18 protein-coding genes are annotated in these 19965 nt (G+C 62.6%); 10 read left to right on the top strand and 8 right to left on the bottom strand.

Going from position 1 to position 19965, the window contains the following annotated elements:
• Positions 1-35: 35 nt before the first annotated feature.
• Entirely contained in the window at positions 36-1844 is a 1809-nt protein-coding gene (locus tag HK107_RS13780; protein WP_173200783.1) for a hemopexin repeat-containing protein, read from the bottom strand.
• 218 nt (positions 1845-2062) lie between these two features.
• Here HK107_RS13780 and flhA point away from each other — a divergent pair, with 218 nt between their 5' ends.
• From flhA to HK107_RS13755, 5 genes are all read left to right on the top strand, one after another.
• Complete coding sequence (gene flhA, locus HK107_RS13775) at positions 2063-4129, top strand: flagellar biosynthesis protein FlhA (protein WP_198912414.1); 2067 nt, start codon at positions 2063-2065, stop codon at positions 4127-4129.
• Complete coding sequence (locus HK107_RS13770; protein ID WP_173200781.1) at positions 4126-4776, top strand: formyltransferase family protein; 651 nt, start codon at positions 4126-4128, stop codon at positions 4774-4776. The genes flhA and HK107_RS13770 overlap by 4 nt, the downstream gene beginning before the upstream one ends.
• Complete coding sequence (locus HK107_RS13765; protein WP_173200779.1) at positions 4769-5533, top strand: flagellar biosynthetic protein FliR; 765 nt, start codon at positions 4769-4771, stop codon at positions 5531-5533. Before HK107_RS13770 ends, HK107_RS13765 begins: the two co-directional genes overlap by 8 nt.
• Positions 5534-5542: 9 nt before the next feature.
• The gene (flhB, locus tag HK107_RS13760) at positions 5543-6625 is read left to right on the top strand and encodes a flagellar biosynthesis protein FlhB (protein ID WP_173200777.1); all 1083 of its coding nucleotides are present in this window, start codon (positions 5543-5545) and stop codon (positions 6623-6625) included.
• 73 nt (positions 6626-6698) lie between these two features.
• On the top strand, positions 6699-8273 hold the full coding sequence (locus HK107_RS13755; protein WP_173200774.1) for an amidohydrolase family protein: 1575 nt from the start codon (positions 6699-6701) through the stop codon (positions 8271-8273).
• Here HK107_RS13755 and HK107_RS13750 read toward each other — a convergent pair.
• The 4 genes from HK107_RS13750 to HK107_RS13735 form a co-directional block, all read right to left on the bottom strand.
• Positions 8249-10732 (bottom strand): DUF3772 domain-containing protein, encoded by a 2484-nt coding sequence (locus tag HK107_RS13750; RefSeq protein WP_173200772.1) that lies wholly within the window; start codon positions 10730-10732, stop codon positions 8249-8251. The two genes, HK107_RS13755 and HK107_RS13750, sit on opposite strands and share 25 nt — an antisense overlap.
• Positions 10733-11033: 301 nt before the next feature.
• Positions 11034-11723: a flagellar hook assembly protein FlgD gene (locus HK107_RS13745; RefSeq protein ID WP_173200770.1), complete on the bottom strand. Its 690-nt coding sequence runs from the start codon at positions 11721-11723 to the stop codon at positions 11034-11036.
• Positions 11724-11748: 25 nt separating this feature from the next.
• Positions 11749-12723: a flagellar hook-length control protein FliK gene (locus tag HK107_RS13740; protein ID WP_173200768.1), complete on the bottom strand. Its 975-nt coding sequence runs from the start codon at positions 12721-12723 to the stop codon at positions 11749-11751.
• An 83-nt stretch (positions 12724-12806) separates the two neighbouring features.
• Entirely contained in the window at positions 12807-13781 is a 975-nt protein-coding gene (locus HK107_RS13735) for a hypothetical protein (RefSeq protein ID WP_173200766.1), read from the bottom strand.
• A gap of 328 nt (positions 13782-14109) precedes the next feature.
• Between HK107_RS13735 and HK107_RS13730 the strand changes: the two genes are divergently transcribed.
• A complete protein-coding gene (locus HK107_RS13730) occupies positions 14110-15054 on the top strand; it encodes an inositol-3-phosphate synthase (protein ID WP_173200764.1) in 945 nt (314 codons plus the stop codon).
• A 12-nt stretch (positions 15055-15066) separates the two neighbouring features.
• Here the strand turns inward: HK107_RS13730 and HK107_RS13725 are convergent, their stop codons facing one another.
• Positions 15067-15981 (bottom strand): SDR family NAD(P)-dependent oxidoreductase, encoded by a 915-nt coding sequence (locus HK107_RS13725; RefSeq protein ID WP_173200762.1) that lies wholly within the window; start codon positions 15979-15981, stop codon positions 15067-15069.
• A 184-nt stretch (positions 15982-16165) separates the two neighbouring features.
• A complete protein-coding gene (locus HK107_RS13720; protein WP_173200760.1) occupies positions 16166-16372 on the bottom strand; it encodes a hypothetical protein in 207 nt (68 codons plus the stop codon).
• 69 nt (positions 16373-16441) lie between these two features.
• On the opposite strand from HK107_RS13720, the gene soxR reads away from it, so the two are divergent.
• From soxR to HK107_RS13700, 4 genes are all read left to right on the top strand, one after another.
• The gene (soxR, locus tag HK107_RS13715; protein WP_173200758.1) at positions 16442-16897 is read left to right on the top strand and encodes a redox-sensitive transcriptional activator SoxR; all 456 of its coding nucleotides are present in this window, start codon (positions 16442-16444) and stop codon (positions 16895-16897) included.
• 117 nt (positions 16898-17014) lie between these two features.
• Positions 17015-17794, top strand: a complete 780-nt coding sequence (locus tag HK107_RS16020; RefSeq protein ID WP_332871551.1) for a ferredoxin--NADP reductase — start codon at positions 17015-17017, stop codon at positions 17792-17794.
• Positions 17795-17798: 4 nt separating this feature from the next.
• On the top strand, positions 17799-18041 hold the full coding sequence (locus tag HK107_RS13705; RefSeq protein WP_173200754.1) for a hypothetical protein: 243 nt from the start codon (positions 17799-17801) through the stop codon (positions 18039-18041).
• Positions 18038-18493 (top strand): DUF1499 domain-containing protein, encoded by a 456-nt coding sequence (locus HK107_RS13700; protein WP_173200752.1) that lies wholly within the window; start codon positions 18038-18040, stop codon positions 18491-18493. The genes HK107_RS13705 and HK107_RS13700 overlap by 4 nt, the downstream gene beginning before the upstream one ends.
• A gap of 862 nt (positions 18494-19355) precedes the next feature.
• Here the strand turns inward: HK107_RS13700 and HK107_RS13695 are convergent.
• Positions 19356-19841 (bottom strand): DUF488 domain-containing protein, encoded by a 486-nt coding sequence (locus tag HK107_RS13695; RefSeq protein WP_173200750.1) that lies wholly within the window; start codon positions 19839-19841, stop codon positions 19356-19358.
• Positions 19842-19965: the final 124 nt, after the last annotated feature.

Below are 19965 nucleotides of genomic sequence, written 5' to 3'. Positions count from 1 at the left end.
CGCGAAGAGGCGCGCCGCCGACCCACGCCGGGGCTCTAGAGGCTGCTCTTTCCGAGCCAGCCGTCGGTGCCCATGATGCCGGTCCGGTCGACCCCCTGCTGGCCAAAGTCATAGCGATGATAGGCCATTCGCCCGCGGTCCAGCTTGAAGAAGTAAGCCTTGCCGTTGGGATGCATGAGCGCCGCGTTCAGGTCTGACGGAACGCCCTTCCAGCCGATATCGGAGATCGTCCGCGTGGCATCGACCCGGCGGTCATCCCAATCATATCGATAGTACTGATTGCCCTTGAAGAAGTACGTCTTCCCGTTGGTTGGGTGGTGGATCGCTGCATCGATATTGTTCGGCACACCTCTGAACAGGGTGGAGATATTGCCGATCTGATCCACCTGATCACGGTCCAAGCTATAGCGATAATAGCGCGAGCCGCGGAGGAAGTAGACCTGGGTTTCTCCGTTAGCGGCACGCGCGAAAGCGCCATCTGCATGCTGTGCGTATGCGGACCAGTTCTTCCCGTCTTCCCCTGCGCGTCGCTTCCGGTCGAACCGGTCACGCGCATAGTCGAACCTGAAGTAATCCTCTTGCTGGAAGAAATAGCCCTTCTTCGTTGACGGTAGCGTTGCTGCGGCCGTGAAGATGTCGCGTTCGGCGAAGTACCGGCGTGCACCGTTCGCTGCGGGGTCAGTCACGCGAAAGGCGAAGTCTGCGGGTTCGCCGTTCTCCCACACGGGCGTGAAGCTTCCGTCCGCCTCCTCAAAGAGGAGCCTGTCGACCCTGTTCCCAAGATCCGCAGCGCGCGAGACCCTTGATAGAGCGAGGATATTCGGGCTCAGGAGACGAATCCGGTCAATCTTGCCGTCCGCCCTTTGCGTGACCCGCCAGACCGCGAGCCCGCTCTGGAACAGCCCTGCTTCAAAGGGATCGTTCGACCGGCGGAACTCCGTATAGAAATATTCCTTCTGCGATCGGCGAGAGTCGTAGATCAGGTAGTGGACATTGCGGCCAAGCGCTTCGTTGATCGACCTGCGGCTGAGCTTTGCAATGTCGATGACTGAAGTCCTCGTCCATCCGAGGGCGAATTTGTGAGGACCGTCCAGATCGCTCAGCATCTGGTGGTTCCTGACATGCATCAGCGAGACGCTGCGGCAATCGCAATCCATCCGGTCGGTATAAAGATCATAGGTGCCCAGGAGATGCGCCAGCTCATGGTGCAAGGTCGGGATGGACACCGTCGTTTTGCTGCTCGAGACCTTTCCCGCGAACCTCAGCCCCCTGACCGTGACATCGACCTCCCGCACTTCCCCTGAGGTCGGAGTGTGGGGGTTGGCGGACGTGCTGGGCGGGCAGTTATAGACGATATGGATCGCAAGTTCGCGGTGGCTGACGATGCCGTTTCCGTTCGTATCGAACTGCCGCATGTTCATGTTGGGGTCGGACATCAGGAAGCGGACGGCTTCATGCCGGAGGATCGTCCGTCCCGCGCTGAAGGTCGCTCCATTCGCGCGCCTGAGACAGTGCCCGTTCTGGGACTGGTAGGGTCCGTAGACGCCGTTCTGCGCCCTCGTCCACTGGAACCTCCCTGCCGAGGCATGGTTGTAATAAGCGTTCGCGTTGTTCGCTCCCGGCCCCCAAATCATAGCCGGGATCGAGGTGAAGACCCTGGTCTGGGCGGTAACACGCGGAGCCTGGGCCTCGATGGTGTTGATGAACACGACAACGGTGGGGCGGGACGCCGTCAATGGCGAGTTCCACATCGTTCCGTATCCGAAAGACTTGAGCTCCTGCCCCAGCGCTGACCCCGCTGTCAGCAACAGGACGGCCAGAGCCGCAGTGATGATGTTGCGCATTTCATTCTCCCCTTCGTTCCACCCTCAAGAGAAGAGTTGGGGAGCGAATTCGTCAAACAAGCAACGCAGTGCCCACATTATCAGAAGCAGCTTCTCGGCTTGGCACCAGTCGAGCCATTCACCCCTTCTAAACCATAACGCCCCCACAACCGGCCCTGAGGGAATCCCTCTCCGCGCGGCAGAACCGTCCGCGGAGCGACAGAGAGCTGGACGAGAACGTGGACGCAGCGCTTCGCCTGATCGGCAATGACAATAACCGTGACGTGGTCTTCGCGCTCGGGGTGATCGGCATCCTGGTGGTGCTCTTCGCGCCGTTGCCAGCCTGGGCCCTCGATATGGGGCTCACCTTCTCCCTCGCCTTCTCGATCCTGATCCTGATGGTCGCCCTGTGGATCGAGAAGCCGCTTGATTTCAGCTCCTTTCCGACGGTCCTGCTGATCGCGACGATCTTGAGGCTGGCCCTCAACATCGCCTCGACGCGGCTCATTCTCTCCAACGGGCACCAGGGCACCGATGCGGCCGGCGGCGTCATCTACGGCTTCAGCCAGCTGATGATCGGCGGCAATTACGTCATCGGCCTGATCGTCTTCGCGATCCTCGTGATCATCAACTTCGTCGTCATCACCAAGGGTGCGACAAGGATCGCAGAGGTCGGCGCGCGCTTCACCCTCGATGCGATCCCCGGCAAGCAGATGGCCATCGACGCCGACCTTTCCGCAGGCCTCATCGACGATGTCGAGGCGCGCAACCGGCGCAAGGAACTCGAAGACGAAAGCGCCTTCTTCGGCGCCATGGACGGTGCTTCGAAGTTCGTCCGCGGTGACGCCATTGCGGGCATGATCATCGTCTTCATCAACATCATCGGCGGCATCATCGTGGGCACGGCCCAGATGGGCATCACGATGGGCGATGCGGCGAGTTCCTACACCACACTGACGATCGGCGACGGCCTCGCCTCGCAGATCCCGGCCCTCGTCATCTCTCTCGCCGCCGGCCTCCTCGTCACCAAGGGCCGGAACGTCGGCTCCACCGACAAGGCGGTGATGGCGCAGCTGGGCGAGTATCCCAAGGCGCTCCTGATGGTCTCCGGCATGATGGCCGTCATGGGCCTCGTCCCGGGCCTGCCTTTCCTTCCGTTCTTCGGGATAGCCGCCTTCATCGCGATAGCCGGGGTGGTCTTGCCCAACCGGAAGAAAGAGGCCGCAGCCCTCGTCGCGGCCCAGCAGGAAACCACCGTCGCGCCGAAGGAGATCCCGGCGGAGGAGAGCCTCAAGATCGAGGACCTGCAGCTCGAAGTTGGCAGCCGCCTCCTCACCATGATCTCGAACCCCGAGCGCGGATTGCCCAACAAGGTCAAGAGCCTGCGCCGCCGCTTTGCCTCAGAGTTCGGCTTCCTGCTACCCCCGGTCAGGATCAAGGACAATCTCTACGTCCCGCCTGACGAGTACAGAATTTCCGTACAGGACGTGGAAGTCTCGAAAGGCATCGTGCGCCCCGGCTGTGTCATGGCCATCGACCCCGCGGGCGGCGATGTGGACATGCCCGGCGAGCCGACCCGCGACCCGAGCTTCGACATGCCCGCCCGCTGGGTTGGCGAGGCTTCTGCCGAAGAAGCTGAAGGCAAGGGCTACACGGTGGTCTCTGCTGACAGTGTGCTGATCACCCACCTCTCGGAGACGATCAAGGACCACCTGCCGAGCCTTCTCACCTATTCGGCGATGCAGAAGCTCATCGAAACACTGGACCCGGAATATCGCAAGCTCCTCTCGGACATCGTCCCGGCGCAGCTGAGCCAGATCGCACTCCAGCGGGTCCTCCAGACCCTCCTCGCCGAGCGTGTCTCGATCAGGAACCTGCCAGCGATCCTCGAAGCCGTGGCCGAAGCCACCGGCTGGACCCGCAACCCGGCGACCATCGGCGAGGCCGTGCGCCAGCGCCTCGCCAAGCAGATCTCGACGAGCGTTCAGGGCGACGATGGCTTCGTCGCCGTCATCGCCCTTTCGGGCCGCTGGGAACGCGCCTTCATCGAAAGCCTCCAGCAGGGCGAGGGCGGCGAGCGCATCTTCGCCATGCAGCCTGCGCAGGTTCAGGAGTTCATCACGGCCGCCCGGACGCTTCTTGCGAAGTACAAGGACGCCGAGGCCATGCCCGTCATCCTCACCTCCGCCGATGCAAGACCGTTCGTCCGTTCACTGCTCGAGCGCGCAGCACCGCACGTGCCGATCATTTCGCACAATGAGCTTCACAGCTCCGTCGCCATCAAAACCGTGGACCAGATTGGATGAGCTTCGAACGCAGGCTGATCTTCCTCTGCGGCGAAGCCGAGGGAGAGGCCTTCCGAGGACATGTCGCAAGGCTCGATCCGAACCTCGAAACCGTCTGGTGCTCGACGGTGGCGGCGCTCGACTTCGTCACGCGCTCAGGCGGGCACAGGACCCGGGTCATCAGCTTCCTCACCGACCAGATCGTTCCCAAAACGATCCTGGAGAGGCTTCGCCCGCGCCCCATTAATGTCCATCCCGGACCGCCGGAGTTCCCGGGCGCTCACGGCCTCAGCTTCGCCATATTCAACGAGGCGAAGGAGTTCGGCGTCACGGTCCATGAGATGACCGCCAAGGTCGATGACGGCCCGATCATCATGGTCGACCGCTTCGCCCTGCCCAGCGACGCGGAAATCGTCTCTTACGGAAACGAGGTCTACGCACGATCAGTCGCCTTGGTCGATCACGTCATCCACCATTGCGTGAAGACCGACGGACCCATGCCGCACGCTATGCGGGAGCAGTGGACGGACAACCACTGCACGAAGAGGCGCCTTAAGAATTTGATGACCGCGGTTGATTATCTCACTCCCCAGGACAGGGCGCGGCTGATCAGGGCATGCGGCCCCCTCCTCGATTTGGAGAAGAGAGCGACCAGCAGCCATGGTTGAGATCCCGCTCGGCGGTGCGGCAGACCAATTGACAGTGCTCCTGCTCACCTTCGCGCGGGTCGGGACGATCTGTATGCTGATGCCTGGCGTTGGCGAGAGCTACGTGCCGATGAACGTCCGCCTCGGCATCGCCTTCGGCTTCTCCCTCATCGTTTCCGTTGCCGTCCGCTGGCGCCTGCCCGAGATGGCCGGGTTCGATGACGTCATCATGGCCATGACCTCCGAGATCGCCTCAGGCCTCATCTTCGGCACGGCCATGCGCCTCTTCCTCGCAGCGCCCCAGATCGCAGGCCAGCTGACTTCCCAGCTCACCTCCCTCTCGAACATCTTCGCATCAGGCGCGCAACTCATGGAAGCCAGCTCGATCCTCGGCGCGTGGTTCGTGGTCGGAGCGATCCTCTTCACCTTCGTCAGTGGGCTCCACTATCTGATGATCGACGCGATGGCGTTCAGCTACAATGTCATCCCGCTCGGCGGCTTCCCGAACATGGCGGACGCGGCCGATGCGCTGGTCAAGGTCTTCGCGGGCGTCTTCGCCCTCGGGATCCAGATGGCGGCGCCTTTCATCCTCCTGTCCGTCATCTTCAACTTAGGCGTCGGTCTCACCAACCGCATGCTCCAGTCGCTGCCGCTTTACTTTGTCGCCATGCCGATCTCGATCTTAGGGGGCATGTATGTCCTCGCCTTCGCGATCGGCCCGATCCTCGCCGCTTTCAGGGCCGCTTTTTCAAGCTGGCTCCTGGCGCCGTTCTCATAAGGGGGCGCCATGAGCGAGCAGCCGGACGAAAGTCAGAAGACAGAAGAACCCTCCCCAAAGAAACTGGCCGACGCCCGAAAGAAAGGCGACGTTCCCGTATCGAAAGAAGTCGCTGTCCTTGGGTCGATGGTCGCCTCGATCCTCTTGATCGCCTTTGCGGGCCCGCCGCTGGTCAGGCAAATTTCCTCCGCCTCCAGACCATTCGTGACGTCCGTTCACGACATTCGCGTGCAGGACAACACCTATGACGTGACGGCTGCGCTCGGCGATCTCTTCTTCAAGATCTTCGCGGCCATGTCGCCGCTGTTCCTCGCCTTTGCGGGAGCCGCGCTCCTCGCAGCCTTCGGCCAGAACGCTCTCGTCTTCGCTACCGACCGCATCAAGCCCAAGGCCGAGCGCCTCAACCCAATGAAGGGCCTCAAGCGGATCTTCAGCCAGGACAGCCTCGTCGAGCTTGGCAAGAACCTCGCGAAAGTGGCCGTCGTCACCGGCGTCGTCGCGCTCTTCACCGTGAACGAGCTTGAGAACTTCACCGCGATGGCGACCTACGACCTCAACGAGATCCCCCGCCGCATGCAGGGCATGGTCATCAAGCTTCTCTCCGCCGTCCTGATCGTCATGGTGCTGATCGCTGCCATCGACGTCATCTGGAAGAACATGGAGTACAAGAAGAAGCAACGCATGACCAAGCAGGAGGTCAAGGACGAGTTCAAGCAGACCGAAGGCGACCCGCAGGTCAAGCAGCGCATGAGCGAGATCCGCCGCAACAAGGCGCGCCAGGACTCCATGAACCAGGTCCCGAACGCCACGGTCCTCGTCATGAACCCGACCCACTACGCGGTCGCCCTGCGCTATGTGCCTGAGGAGAGCGACGCCCCGATCTGTATCGCCAAGGGCCGCAACCTCATCGCCCTCAAGATGCGCGACAAGGCCCGGGAGCATAATGTCCCCGTGGTCGAGAACCCGCCCCTCGCCCGCGCCCTCCATGCAGGCATCGAAGAAGGCCAGCCGATCCCGCCGCAGTTCTTCAAGGCCGTCGCCGAGGTCATCAATTACGTCTACTCCACCGGCAAACGCAGCCTGACCCTCTAGGCCGTTAACCCTGCACCCCTTGCCCGCGCACCCGCTGCGTGGGACCATAGAGGCGGGTATGGGAGAACTGGCGATGAGGAAGGAAATCCTTCTTGGCCTGACCGCGAGCGCATTGGTGCTCAGCGCATGCAGTGACGTAACGTGGCACATTGGCCCCTCGGCCGAGCCGGTGCCTGAGCACCTCAAGCGCGACGGAACGAAAAAGCCCAAAAAAGACAAGACTGAAGAGGCCGAGGACGTAGGCGACCTCTCCGACCTCGAGGATGCCGTCGAGGACCTCGAAGAGCCTGAGGCCAAGCCTGTCCAGACGGCCCTCACCGATCCTACCCCAGCCGTCACCGAGGCCGATCTCGCCATTACGGGCGGGCGCATCCTGACGATGGCAGGCAGCATTATCGAGGGCGGCACCATCCTCATCGACGACGGCAAGATCGTCGCCGTGGGCCGGGACATCGAAATCCCGAAGGGCGCAGAGCGCCTGAAGGCCAAGGGCCTGACCGTCATGCCCGGTCTCGCCGACATGCACGTCCACCACTATTCCGAGAATGAAGGCCCCCTCTTCATCGCCAATGGTGTCACGACCGTCAGGAACCTCTGGGGCACCAACCAGACGATCAGCCTCGACCGCGGCGCAGAGGATGGCGACTATATCGGTCCACGGATCTTCTCACCTGGCCCCCTCACCGATGGGCCTGATCCCATCTGGGGCGAGGGCTCACTTTCGGTCCTCAACCCGGACGAGATGCGCGGTGCCGTCCGTGCCCAGAAGGCTTCCGGCTACGAAGCTGTGAAGCTCTACGAAACCCTCTCCGCCGAGAGCTACCGCGCAGGCGTCGCCGAAGCCAAAGCGCAGGAGATGCAGGTCTACACCCACGTCCCGGGCTCGCTGACCCTCGAGGACGTCGTCGCCCTTCAGGTCGACAGCATCGAGCATCTCGACGGGGTGAACGTCTCGCTCCTCCCTGATGGTTTCGACCTCGAAGCGAACAAGGGTCGCCTCTTCCGTTGGGGTGCGGCCGATGACGCGAAGATGGCACCGCTGGCGCAATCCTTTGCCGAGAACGGCGTGACGAGCTCAGCCACCCTCGCGGTGGTCCTCGGCCGCTACCGATATATGCTGGATGCGGACGGATATTTCGCTTCCGAGCAGGGCAAATACGTTCCCAAAGGCATCAAGAGCTGGTGGTCGGACTCGGCCAGCCGCGCGCTCCCGAGCCTTTCGCAAAGCCTCGTCTCCGAGGCGCGGCAGAAGCAGCTTCGCTTCATCAAGGCGCTCTATGACGCTGACGCAGGGCTCCTTATCGGCACCGACACGCCGAACCCCTTCGTCGTGCAAGGCTTCTCGATCCATGACGAGCTCCAGGCCTTCGCCGATGCAGGCATTCCGCGTGCGGAGGTCCTGAAGATCGCCACCGCGGGCGCTGCCGATTTCCTCGGCAAGGACGACACCTTCGGCCGGGTCAAGCCGGGCACGAGGGCCGACCTGATCATCGTCAAGGGCGACCCCACCAAGGACCTCTCGATCCTGAAGGAGCCCGACTACGTCATCGCAGGCGGAATGGTCTACGGTCGCAAGGACATCGAACGCATGCTGAAGGAAGCACGCGACCGGGTCGCCGCCTCCTACTCGGAAAGCTCAGGCGGCTGATCGGGCTTCGGCTCGTCAGCCTTCGCCCCGCCGAACCCTTCGGGCACATCGCGCAGATGCACGTCCTGTTGCGGGAAGGGGATTTCGATCCCCTCCTCGCGGAATGCCTTGTGGATCGCGAGCCTCAAGGCCGTCCGCACCCGGAGACTGCTGCCAACGTCGCGGATGTAGGTCCTGAGCGAGAAGTCGAGGCTCGATGCGCCAAAGTCCTCGAACACCACGATGGGCGCAGGGGTCGAGAGCGTGTCAGGGTTTTCCCGCGCCACCCGCTCGAGGATCCTGATCACGGTCGGCGCATCACTGTCATAGGCGGCACCGATGCGGATCAGCATACGGCCCATCTTGTCCTTATGGGTCCAGTTCGTCACCGCCGACGAAATGAGCTCCGAGTTCGGAACGATCACGGACGACCGGTCGAACGTCTCGATCTCCGTCGAGCGGACCGAGATCTTCTTCACGATCCCCTCGCCTGAATTGGTAATGATCCAGTCGCCGACCTTGATCGGCCTTTCGAAGAGGAGGATCAGCCCGCTGACGAAATTGTTGACGATGGACTGCAGGCCAAAGCCAATGCCGACCGACAGCGCACCTGCAATGATCGCAAGGTTGGAAAGGTCAAACCCGAGGGTCCCCACCGACACGACAAACGCAATGATCAGGCCGATATAGCCCATCAGGGTGCGCAGCGAGTTCTGCACCCCCGGATCCATACGTGACCGCGGGAAGAACTGCGTATCGGCGGTCTTCTGCACGAGCCTCGTCACCCAGAGGAGGACGAGGAACATCGCGATCGCGCTCAGGATCTTGGCAAAACTGATCCGTACCGAGCCGATCTGGAATCCGACAAAGGCGTCGACAATCCATCCGCGCACATCCACCCACTCGGCGCCCAGTACGAGCAGCGCAGGCGGGACGAAGAGGACCAGCGCGATAATGTCGATCGCGATCCCGATCCACGAATAGAGCACCCGGTCGCTCTCATCATGCTCCTCGCCTTCGGGCGGTCGGCTGCCGAACTTCTGGTCGAGGAGGCGCACGCCCTCACGGAGGAGCGCCCTGATCGCCGCGACCAGACCCGTTAGTGCCAGGAGCGAAAAGCTCCGTGTCGTCGCATAATATCCAAGGTTCACCCAACCCAGGATCACCGCGAGGATCGCCGCGATCCCCACAAGCCGCCCGATAAAGCGCGCCCTCGGCCACATCTTCCGCGTCGCTGCCGGGCTGAGCGGTGTTGCCGCAGCAACGGTTGGCCGCTCCGGTGCACCGGGCGGTGCTTCGCCCTTCCCAAGGGTCGGCTCGACTTCAGGCTCGTCTTCACGTTCAGGCCCCGCCCAGAGACGTTCCTGCGCGAGGGTGAAGAGGAGCGCGCCAAGCGCTATGGCCGTGATCGCCTCGCGGACGAAATCGAGCGCAGCGGACGTCCCGAACTCCTCCGCTCCCGTCATCAGCACACGGTCCGCCACGATCACAGCCGCTGCCGAGAAGGCAAGCGCCCGGACGATCAGCACCGAGTCATCGCGCAACGGCGCCACGCGCCATGCTGGGCTTTTCGGAGCGAAGACGCCAGTGACTGCACCATCGGTCATCAAAAGGATGAGGAAACCGACCCAGATCGAGGTGGCCAGCGCCTGCGCTTCGCCGGGGAGGGCGGAGCCGACAGACAGGGCCTCAAGGACGAGGAACCCGCCAATGACCCCGGGCAGGATCCGCGCGAGCGCCCTCAGCGCGGCAAGGATCACCCGCCGCGAATGAAGCGGCTCGAGATCCTCGATCCGGCGAAAGATCATGTGCTGGAGGAAGCGCCGTGCCGGGATCATCAGAAGGAGCGCGAGCACCAGCGCGCCGACAATCGCGCCATAGGCAATGTTGAGGCGACCCTTCTCCCGCAGCTCACTGCGCCAGCGCTCGGCCACGTCGCGCGCTTCCCCTGCGCCCTCGAGAGAGGTGGAGACGGCTTCGCGCCAGACGCTTGGGTCAAAGAGGAACGCGCCCCGGGCGAGGATCTGCCCTGTGAAGGCTTCCCGCCTGCGGTCAGCAATGTCCTCGGCAAGCCGCAGGGAGCGCGCGAGGTTCAGCTCAATCTCCGCCCGTGAGGCCTGAAGCCGGACCAGCCGCTCAGTGAGGTCCGCCCGCCGCGCTGCGAGATCTTCGGCTTCAGGGGGTTGCCCTTCTCCCGGTGCAGGGCCGAGGCGGGAGAGGTCGTTCTCGACAATCTCGATCTGCCTGCCCAACGGCTCCTCGGCACCTGCTGCATCAAGCCGCAGCTCACGGACCTCTTCGCGAAGCTCGAGAAGCCGATCGTTCGCGAGGTTCTCATCCTCAAGCGCACTCTGAATGTCTGCGATCTGCGCAGCCCGTGCTTCGATCGCTGCCCTGAACTCCGGGGTCCCGGGTTCCAAGTAAGTCTGAGCCCAGGCCAGACCGAGAAGCAGCGGAAGCAGAAGGATGAGACGCATCATGGCTGCGCTGTCTCAAAAATTGCCCGGACCATCAAGAAAATGGAGCGGCCGGCGCTGTGTCAGGGGGGAGAGGGAGCGCCGGCCGCAATCCGAGAGCCTGGCAGGAAGGCTGAGGGGCAGCCGACCGAAGCCGAAGAGGGGAGAGGGCCCTCGGATCAGAACCGATCGGGAACGCTCGAGGGGAGAGGGAGCGTGGTGTTCCCGAAGGGGTTATTGGCGCTAGCCTCCGCAGCCGCGCTGAGAAAGCCCGGCCAGCGGAAAGCTGCTTTGCGTCAATTGTATGAATGCGTGAAAGGACCGCTTAAGCGGCGCGGGGAAGCCCAACCCGGCGGACATCGTCGGCCGAAATCTGCATGCCCTGCTGGAGAATAAGGCGCGTCTCGCCATTCTCGAAGCGCACTTCCTCAACGAGGCCACCAGAGAGAATACGGCCCGCCAGGCGCTCCTGCTCACCGCCTTTGGCGACGACCTGAGCACGGTAGAGACCCGGCGCAGCCTGGCCGCCATCAAGCGTCCTGCCGTCCCAGCCAGCTTCGTAGCGGCCGACATCACCCTCGACATCGAACTTGGCCACGAGATTGCCGGCGGTATCGAAGATGCGCATCTCGGCATCATCCGTAGGCGCATTGATCTCGAAGGCGAAGCGAGCCGGCGTATCGCCAAGGGCGATCTGCTCATTCTCTGCTTCCACGACCGTGCCAAGGAGGTTGAGGTCCGTCTGGCGGTCGTCGGAATCAAGGCTCGCCGCGATCTTCTCAAGGGTCGCAGACTGCTCGACACCCTGCTCAAGCTCGGAGAACTGCGTCAGCTGGTCGACGAACTGGTTCGTGTCCATCGGCTGCAGCGGGTCCTGGTTCTGGAGCTGCTTGGTCAGCAGCGTCAGGAACGTGTCGAGATTGTCCGTCAGCGCAGAGCGGGCGACCGAAGCGCGGCTCGGCGTCTCATCGGCAACGCTTGTCGGGGTCTGGGCAATCGGCGTGATGGTCGACATCGTATGGTCTCAGTCTACTGAATGATTAAAGAAAGAGGAGGCGGTCTTGAGGGGTGGAAGCAGCGCGCACATGGATCTCGCGGCGCGGAGCTTCCTCGCCATCGCCTTCCCGGCGCGCATCCTCACGACGCTCGCGGCGCTCGTCGGCAAAGGCTTCGCGCTGCTCCTCACGGCCATCGCGGCTCATGAAGTTCAGCTCGTCAGGATCAAAGCCTGACTGGGCGAGGTTCTGCTGGAGGGCCGTTGAGCCGCGGGCCAGGGCTTCGAAAGCCTGCGCGGTCTCAGTGACAATCGTCACTCGGGTCACAGCGCCTGATTTCTGGAGCTGGATCTGCACCCGGCCAAGCTCTTCAGGGAAGAGGTCGAAGCGCACCCGCTCCATGTCACCACGGGCCATATACTGAAGGTTCGCTGCAACCTGCCGGACCACAGGGTTCGAGGTCTCAGGCGTCGCTTGCTGCTGGATGACGGCATCAACGCGCGGCGCAGCGGCAATCTGGGTCTCAAGCTTCGGCGGCGGCGCAAGGCGCTGATCGGCGAGCTTCGCCTCTTCCACCGCGATCATCGCAGGGTCGAGGGGCGTCACAGGTCCGTTTTGGGCAAGAGGCTGCTGCAGGACGGCTTCACGGCGGACCGCACCGTCTGGGAGCTGACCAATCGGACGAAGCTCTCCGGGGCGGAGCTGCTGGCCTGGCACCTGAGAAGCCTGAACCGGCTGCGCCTGTCCCTGGGGCAGGGTCAGGTCCCGGCCGAGACCACGGGTCTCAAAGCCAAGAGCGTTGCCCTGCGGAGCATTTTGAAGAACGGGTTGCTGCGGCAGCACTTCACCGGTGATCGCCTGGCCTGCGAGGGCCGCGATCTCCTCCACCTGCACCAGAAGCGCAGTGAAGCCAGCCGCAGCTTCTTCGCCGCCCTGACCGGGTTGTCTCTGTCCTTGCCCGAGGCCCTTCATAGGCGTCACGGCATTGTTGTTTGGTACTATGATCGCTGCACTAGCCATCAACGGTCCTCCGTCGAGCTTCGAGAAGACCAGATCCACCTTTGGGTGAGTTTAAAGGGAGGGAGCCATCGCCCCCTCCCCTCTTACCAGTGCGGGTTCAGCCAGCGTTCGGCCGAGTTGCAGTCAGGCATGACAAGCGCCGCGCCCGCCGCCTCGTCGATCACCCGTTGCCGCTCACTGGCCTTCAGCGGCTTGTTCGCGACACCGTTGATCTCGCCGATCGCCCAGAGGTCCGGCGCCATGCGCTCGAACTCCACGCAGGCTTTGAGCCCCTGTTCGTCCTCATAGACATAGAGGAACGACGTCCCCGTACGGATGTCGTGGACGTAGGTCCTGACGCAATTGTCGAAGGCGAGTGCCACCTCCTTCAGCTGCTCCCAGTTCCTGATCGGCTTCAGCCTCTCGGTGCCCTGCCATGGCGGATCCGGAAAGAAGGCAGGTTGCGTCTGCCGCCTCACCCAGACCTCGACGGAGACCTTCGGCCCTGCATTCTCGAGGCTGCGGAGGATCTCCTGCATCGAGAGGTCTGGCCGCATCCGCTCGACAACCGTCAGGGCAAAGACGAGCGCCTTGGCATCACTCCGGTTCCTCAGCCGTTCGTAGACGAACGGTTGCTGGAGCGCCTCTGGCAGGCTCGCGAAGGCCATCAGCTTCCGCCGCTCGATCCGGCGCATCTTGCGAAGCGCCATCAGGAGCGGTGTCTTCCGGCAGCACTCCGCGAGGAACCGGTAGGATTGCGGCCGCCACAGCCCGCCTGACAGCTTGGCCGTCAGCGCAATGACCGTAATCGGAACATCAGGCGCGACTTTCTCCAGAACCTTCCTCTTCTTGAGGACGAAGAGATCAGGCTCGATCGCCGCCCGCGCGACATCGCTCTCGCAAAGGGCAAAGACCAGCCCTGCAAAGTGAAGCTCCGCCCGGCTTGCGCCGAGCCAGTCGAAGATCCGCTCCGGACGCTCTTCGAGCGCGCTCGCGATGACAGGCGTCATCCAGCCGAAGGGGTGTGTACGGATAGGCCGCGCCTCGCCGGCACGCCCGCGCGTGATGGTCGTGATCATGATAGCCACCGTGGGATTGTCTTTCCCTGACGGCAGCGCCGGTCAGGGAGCTATTTGATTGTCTGGCGCGCGTGGGCGCTCTCGTTCTTGCTCGTTAGCATACTGACCTTTCCTCGGACGGTGTGTCGTCCGCGAGGCGCGGCAGATGCCGACCTGCCCGCCCCAAGTCAACCGTGAAACAGTCACAGGGCAGAGGAAATGGAGAGATGCTGGAAAAAAAGACACAGCGACGCGGAACCGCTCGCGCACTTGTGTTGTTCTTCGCTCAGCTTCCCCTCTCCTTCCCCAAGGTCCGGGGCAGCGCCATTGCGTGTGAGGGAGAGAGACCATGCGGCAACTGGGTATCCTGGCCGTCGGACTGTGCGGCCGGGCCGCGTCGACGGCAGCAGCAACCATTGAGCTTCTTCGCAGGAACAGGTCCGACCGCTCCGCCCTCCCGATCGGCAGTCACGATCACCTCGCGAACTACCGGGGCATCCAGTTCGCAGGCTGGGACCTCGATCCCTCCACCTGCTTCAGCGCAGCCCAGCGCCAGGGCGCCGTGGCCGAACGCGATCTCGGCCCCATCGAAGCAGCGATGGACGCCATCAAAGCGCTCCCCGCATTGGGGCACGACGGGTTCTGCGGCGCGAACCGCGGCAGCAACCGCCGTGAGGAGCTGACCCTGCGCGAGAAGATCGAGTGCCTGCAGGACGACATGGATGCCCTTACCGCGAGAACCGGGGGCCGGGCCGTGGTCCTGAACCTCGCCTCGCCGGAGAACGCGCCAGCCGTTCGGCCAGCCGTCCTCAATCGGCGCAGTGCGCTCGAAGACGCACTCGACGACCAGTCGGAGGAGATCAGCCCCGCTGTTCTCTACGCCTACGCTGCCATCGACGCTGGGCTTCCCTACGCCCAATTCTCCCCGAGCCATGTGAGCGAAGCGCCCGCCATTTTCGACCTCGCCAGAGAACGCGGCGTTCCGATCTGTGGCCGTGGCCATGACAGTCATGCCAACCTCAGGGACTCAAGCGACGCAGCCCCTCTGATCATCGAGCTCAGCCGTTGCCTGGACCTCGCCCTCCGTCAGGGAGAAGCAGGCCCCGTCTCGAGCTTCAATGCAGCCTTTGATGCTAGCGAAGGGGCCCTTCCCTGGGACGATCTTGGCGCCCGCGACCCCATCGCGCCGCTCAGGCTGTGGCTTGCAAACCAGGAAGCCATGCCCCGCGAGCGGACGCGCGGACGCGCCCACCAGCCAGAGCTCGGCATGGCGATGCCCCAGACGGCGGTCTGAACGGTTGGCGCTTTAAGAAGCGCCTTCCCGTGCCATCGCCTTCTGGACGAACTTCATCGTCTGGCCTGAACCATCCTCGAGCAGCTGCTCACCGGTCTCATCGAGGATCTTGTCCATCTGCGCGAGGATTTCCTCTGGCAGCTGATGATCCGTCTCCAGTGAGATGCCATCGGTCTCGGTGATCCGTGTCGCCGCATAACCGCCCGCGCCCGCGGCGAGGATGAGCCGCGATGGCGCCTCGTCACACGCAAGGTAAAGTAGCGCCGCCGTCACCGACTCAGGGGTCATCAGTGCAAGGATGTTCTCGGGGATCAGCCCCTCAGTCATCCGCGTGGCCGCCGTCGGCGCCAGCGTGTTGACGTGCACACCCTTCTTCGCGCCCTCGATGTGCAGGACATTCATCAGCCCAACGAGGCCCATCTTCGCTGCGCCATAATTGGACTGCCCGAAATTCCCGTAGAGCCCTGACGACGACGAGGTCATCACCACCCGGCCATACTCACGCTCGCGCATATGGTCCCACACGGCCTTGGTGCAGATCACCGACCCCATCAGGTGCACATCGAGCACAAACCGGAAGTCATCGAGGGTCATCTTGGAGAAGCTCTTGTCACGGAGCACCCCGGCATTGTTCACCAAGATATCCACCTGGCCGAAGGCCGACATGGCCTCCTCGACCATCGCGCCGACAGCGTCAGGGTCCGTGACCGACGCGCCATTGGCAATCGCCTCGCCGCCAGCCGCCTTGATCTCCTCGACCACTTTGAGGGCCGCGTCCGACGAGGCGCCCTTCCCATCAACGGAGCCGCCAAGGTCATTCACCACGACCTTCACCCCACGCTTCGCCAGCGCCAGCGCATGGCTCCGCCCAAGGCCAGCCCCGGCCCCCGTAACGATGGCAACACGGTCATTGAAACTGATGGACATGGCTTCCTCCTATTGAGGCCCGCGCCATCGGGCAGCGGGCCTTCATCTCATTGTTTGGGAGGGAGGAAGCGGCGAACCCGGGGCAAGGTCAACACGTTTGTTGCCGCGCCCCTGAAGGGAGGCCCGCGAGCGGCACCACCCTTCTCCAAGTCGAAGCCGCAAGGACGAGGCAGCAACCCACCGCTCACTTCCACGGAAGGCCCAGCCTCCCCATCCGCCCGATCGGCTCCCACCAGCGCCCCCGCTCGGGCGCCTCCCGCGTCCGCGTCGCGAACCGCTCAGGGTCTTTGCTCGTCAGAGCGCCCAAAACGCTCAGTCCGCGCGGCTTGGCACTCGGCATGGTGGCGGGATGCCCGGCAAGGCGTTTCGGCTCGGCAAGTCTGCTCAGCATGGTCTGTCTCCTCTCGACAAAGCTTCGGAGACAGCTCTATGGAACCTCAACCTTAGTTGAGGTCAAGCTATGAATTCAGGCCCCCTCCCCCGCGAGCTTACCCCCGGCCAGGCCGCCACCCGCTCAGGCTTCTCGGTCTCCGCCCTCCATTATTACGAGCGCGAGGGCCTCATTCGCTCAGCCCGCACAGCCGGAAACCAGCGCCGCTACGACCGCGCGACCCTTCGCCGCCTCGGCGTCATCCGAGCGGCCCAGAGCCTCGGCATTCCCCTTTCGGAGATCAAACGACGCTTGGATAGCCTCCCCCACGACAAAGCCGCATCCAAGGCCGACTGGGCGAACGTCGCAGCAGACTGGCGCGAGGACCTGACCAGCCGGATCGAGCGCCTCACGCGCCTGAGGGACTATCTCGAAGGCTGCATCGGCTGCGGCTGCCTCTCCACGGACCGTTGCCCGCTCTACAATCCGGACGATGTCCAGGGCTCCGCCGGATCAGGCCCGCGACTCATCGATGAGAAAAGCTAAACCCACCCCCACCATCCTGAAACTCTTTCGCAAGAGGCCCCGAACCTCTATGTGCGCCGCAATAGAGAATGTGAGAGACCGCCCGTGAGCCAGACTGCCGCTGCCGAAAAACCCAACGTGAACCCCAAGCTCGCCACCGTCGAGAAGGTGCTTTCGGTCCATCACTATACCGACCGGCTGTTCAAGTTCCGCTGCACCCGTCCGCAGAGCTTCCGCTTCCGCTCGGGCGAGTTCGTGATGATCGGCCTCCTCCAGGACGACGGCAAACCGCTCCTCCGCGCCTATTCGGTCGCCTCCCCCAGCTGGGACGAGGAGCTTGAGTTCTTCTCGATCAAGGTCCCCGACGGCCCGCTGACCTCCAAGCTCCAGAAGATCCAGCCCGGCGACGACATCCTCCTCGGCAAGAAGCCGACCGGCACCTTGGTCCATGACGCCCTCACCCCGGGCAAGCGCCTCTACATGTTCTCCACAGGCACGGGCTTCGCGCCCTTCGCCAGCGTGATCCGCGATCCTGAGACCTATGAGAAGTTCGACGAGGTCATCGTCACCCACACCTGCCGCCAGGTGAACGAGCTCGCCTATTCGGTGGAGATGGTGGAGGGACTGATTAATGACCCCCTCATCGGCGAGATGGTCGAAGGCAAGCTCCGCCACTACACGACCTGCACCCGTGAGGAGCACCCGACCAAGGGCCGGATCACCGACCTCATCGAGAGCGGCAAGATGTTCGAGGACCTCGGCGTTCCGCCCCTCGATCCCGCCACGGACCGCGCCATGATTTGCGGCTCGATGGAGATGATCAAGGACACCGCCGCACTCCTCGACAAGGCAGGCCTTACCGAAGGCTCCAACGCCAAGCCCGCCGAATACGTCATCGAGAAAGCCTTCGCAGGCTAGCCCGATGTCAGGGAGAGGACAGCATCTCGTCTGGCTCCTCTCCCATCCCGAGGTGTGGCTCGCCATCGCCGTCTACCTGGCCCTCATCATGGGCGCAGTTCTCTGCGCCGTAAGAGCCGTCAGGAGAGAGGGCCGCGCAAGGCTTCTCTACGGCGCAGGTTTCATCCTGCTCGGAAGCCTCATCGCGTTGAGGCTCGCCACCATCATGCCGATGTTCAGATACTACGTAAGCGGAGGTTCCGCATGAAACGACTTACCCTTATTGCCGCAGTGCTCCTGTCCCTCGCCGCCTGCGCGACAACCCTCAAGGATACCACCATGCTCGACCTCAAGACCGTCACCAAGTCCGGCAAGCCGAACCAGTATCTCGTCGCCCCCGAAGGCTACCTCGTCACCGAGACCGCCGACGCTACGGCACCAGTCTTCAATCAGGGAACGGACGACCTCTTCACCGCCCTCCTCGCCGTCCTCGACGAGACCAGCGGCACCGAGAACGTGAGGGCCTCAAAAGAAAGCGGCCACATCGCCTACGTCGCGAAAGTCTTCATCTTCAAGGACGATGTCGACGTGTCTGTCCTTCCGCACCCGGAAGGCTCCACCCTCGCCATCTTCTCAAGAAGCCGCGTCGGCTACTCCGACATGGGCGTCAACAAAAAGCGCGTGGAGCAACTTCTCGCGGACCTCAACGCCAAGCTCTAAACCGCAGGGCGGAACGCGAGAGCGATCCGCCACCCCAACGCTCTCCCGGACGCCAAAGGCGGTCCGGGACCCATGGACCAAACATGTCCAACCAAGCTGTCTTCAAAGAAGTGCAGCTTGTCGCGTCTTATTCAACCGGATAACACCGTTCAGCAACCAAGTGTCAGGCCACCGCGAATGCGTTCCCATGGCAAACACGACACCCTTCTCTGGATACTCTCTGCCAAATCTTTCGATCATCCGGTCGATAGCGTCTTGTTCCCCGTAACGCTGCCGCCATTTGAAAAAAGTCGCCTCAGTTTCCCAATCCTGACATCTGCTCCGGCGCTCTCCGTCCTCAGTCTCGTATTTGTAGTAGAACGTATACGGACAGGGATCGCGTGGGATCAGGGGCTTAGCTGAAAAGAGGTCATCCTGTGAATGGAAGGATAAAATTGCGGCTTCTTCAGTTTTTAGTCTGTCGAGAGTTTTCCGCTCCGCTGAAAAGGAGATCACCCGGCGCGGCCGTAGAAGGGCGAAACTTCGACCCTCTCGTCTCTCTGTCTCCAGCGCATTGACCTCTATCCTAGACAGGAAAGAGGAACGCTCGGACTCTTTCATCCGGCCCACAATTTCTAGAGAGTCCGCAGCAACTCGGTGGCTCTCTTTCCGAAGGTCATCCCGCGGCGAACGCCACCGGAAGCGTATTCGATCCCAGCGCCCAAACTTTTGGGCGTCCTCGAGAGTGCGAAAGGAAACGGGATAGAGCCTGAGCCAGTTTCCATAGTCATCTACTGCCGCGCAGCAAACTGTCTCGCCGTGCTGTTGTCCGATCACGGGCGTCGCTTTCACGAGCACAGTCGCTTCTTTTGTACCCTCGCGTTCAGGCAGCTTGCTTGTTCGATCTCTGTCCTGACGAGATTCCAGCTTTAACCCCTAAGTGTCTCACTTCACGTTCCGAGGCACGACGCAGTTCATCAACTAGGATCGACCTATGGCACTGCTTCGGCTCACGTTCGTAACACATTAAACACACAACATATTTTTTTGAAAGGCGATCAAGCTCGGATAGCTGCTTTTGGGCTGCTTCACTCTGAAGGTGGTCGGAGAAAATTTCTCTGAACTGCGGATAATCCCCTGCGCGTGCTGCATCTCGACCTGGTTTTGGGTCACCTAATTCGCGGAAGTGGACGTAGTCGATTCCAGCGTTGGAAAGCGCTTCAGAAAGGGCCGTTTTGGCGAAACCTCGCCGTCGCGAACCAGCGAACTCCCTGACATCTGCTAAGACCGAGACATTGTCGTGCTTCAGAGTAGCAATGAAGTCCTCAAGGCTCGCACCTTCGTAGCCAATCGTGAGTAGTCTGGGCATTCTGCCTCACCTCGCTCCGCGCGTGAATTTTCGTCGTTCAATCAGCGGAGCATCTGAGGCATTTAGGACACGTTAACAACTTATCCCCGCCCCGCCCCCATCCTCTAAGCTCCCTTCCGTCCCC

This window comes from Parvularcula mediterranea, assembly GCF_013085255.1.
Lineage (GTDB): Bacteria > Pseudomonadota > Alphaproteobacteria > Caulobacterales > Parvularculaceae > Parvularcula > Parvularcula mediterranea.
This window is presented reverse-complemented; position numbering and strand designations above follow the sequence as displayed.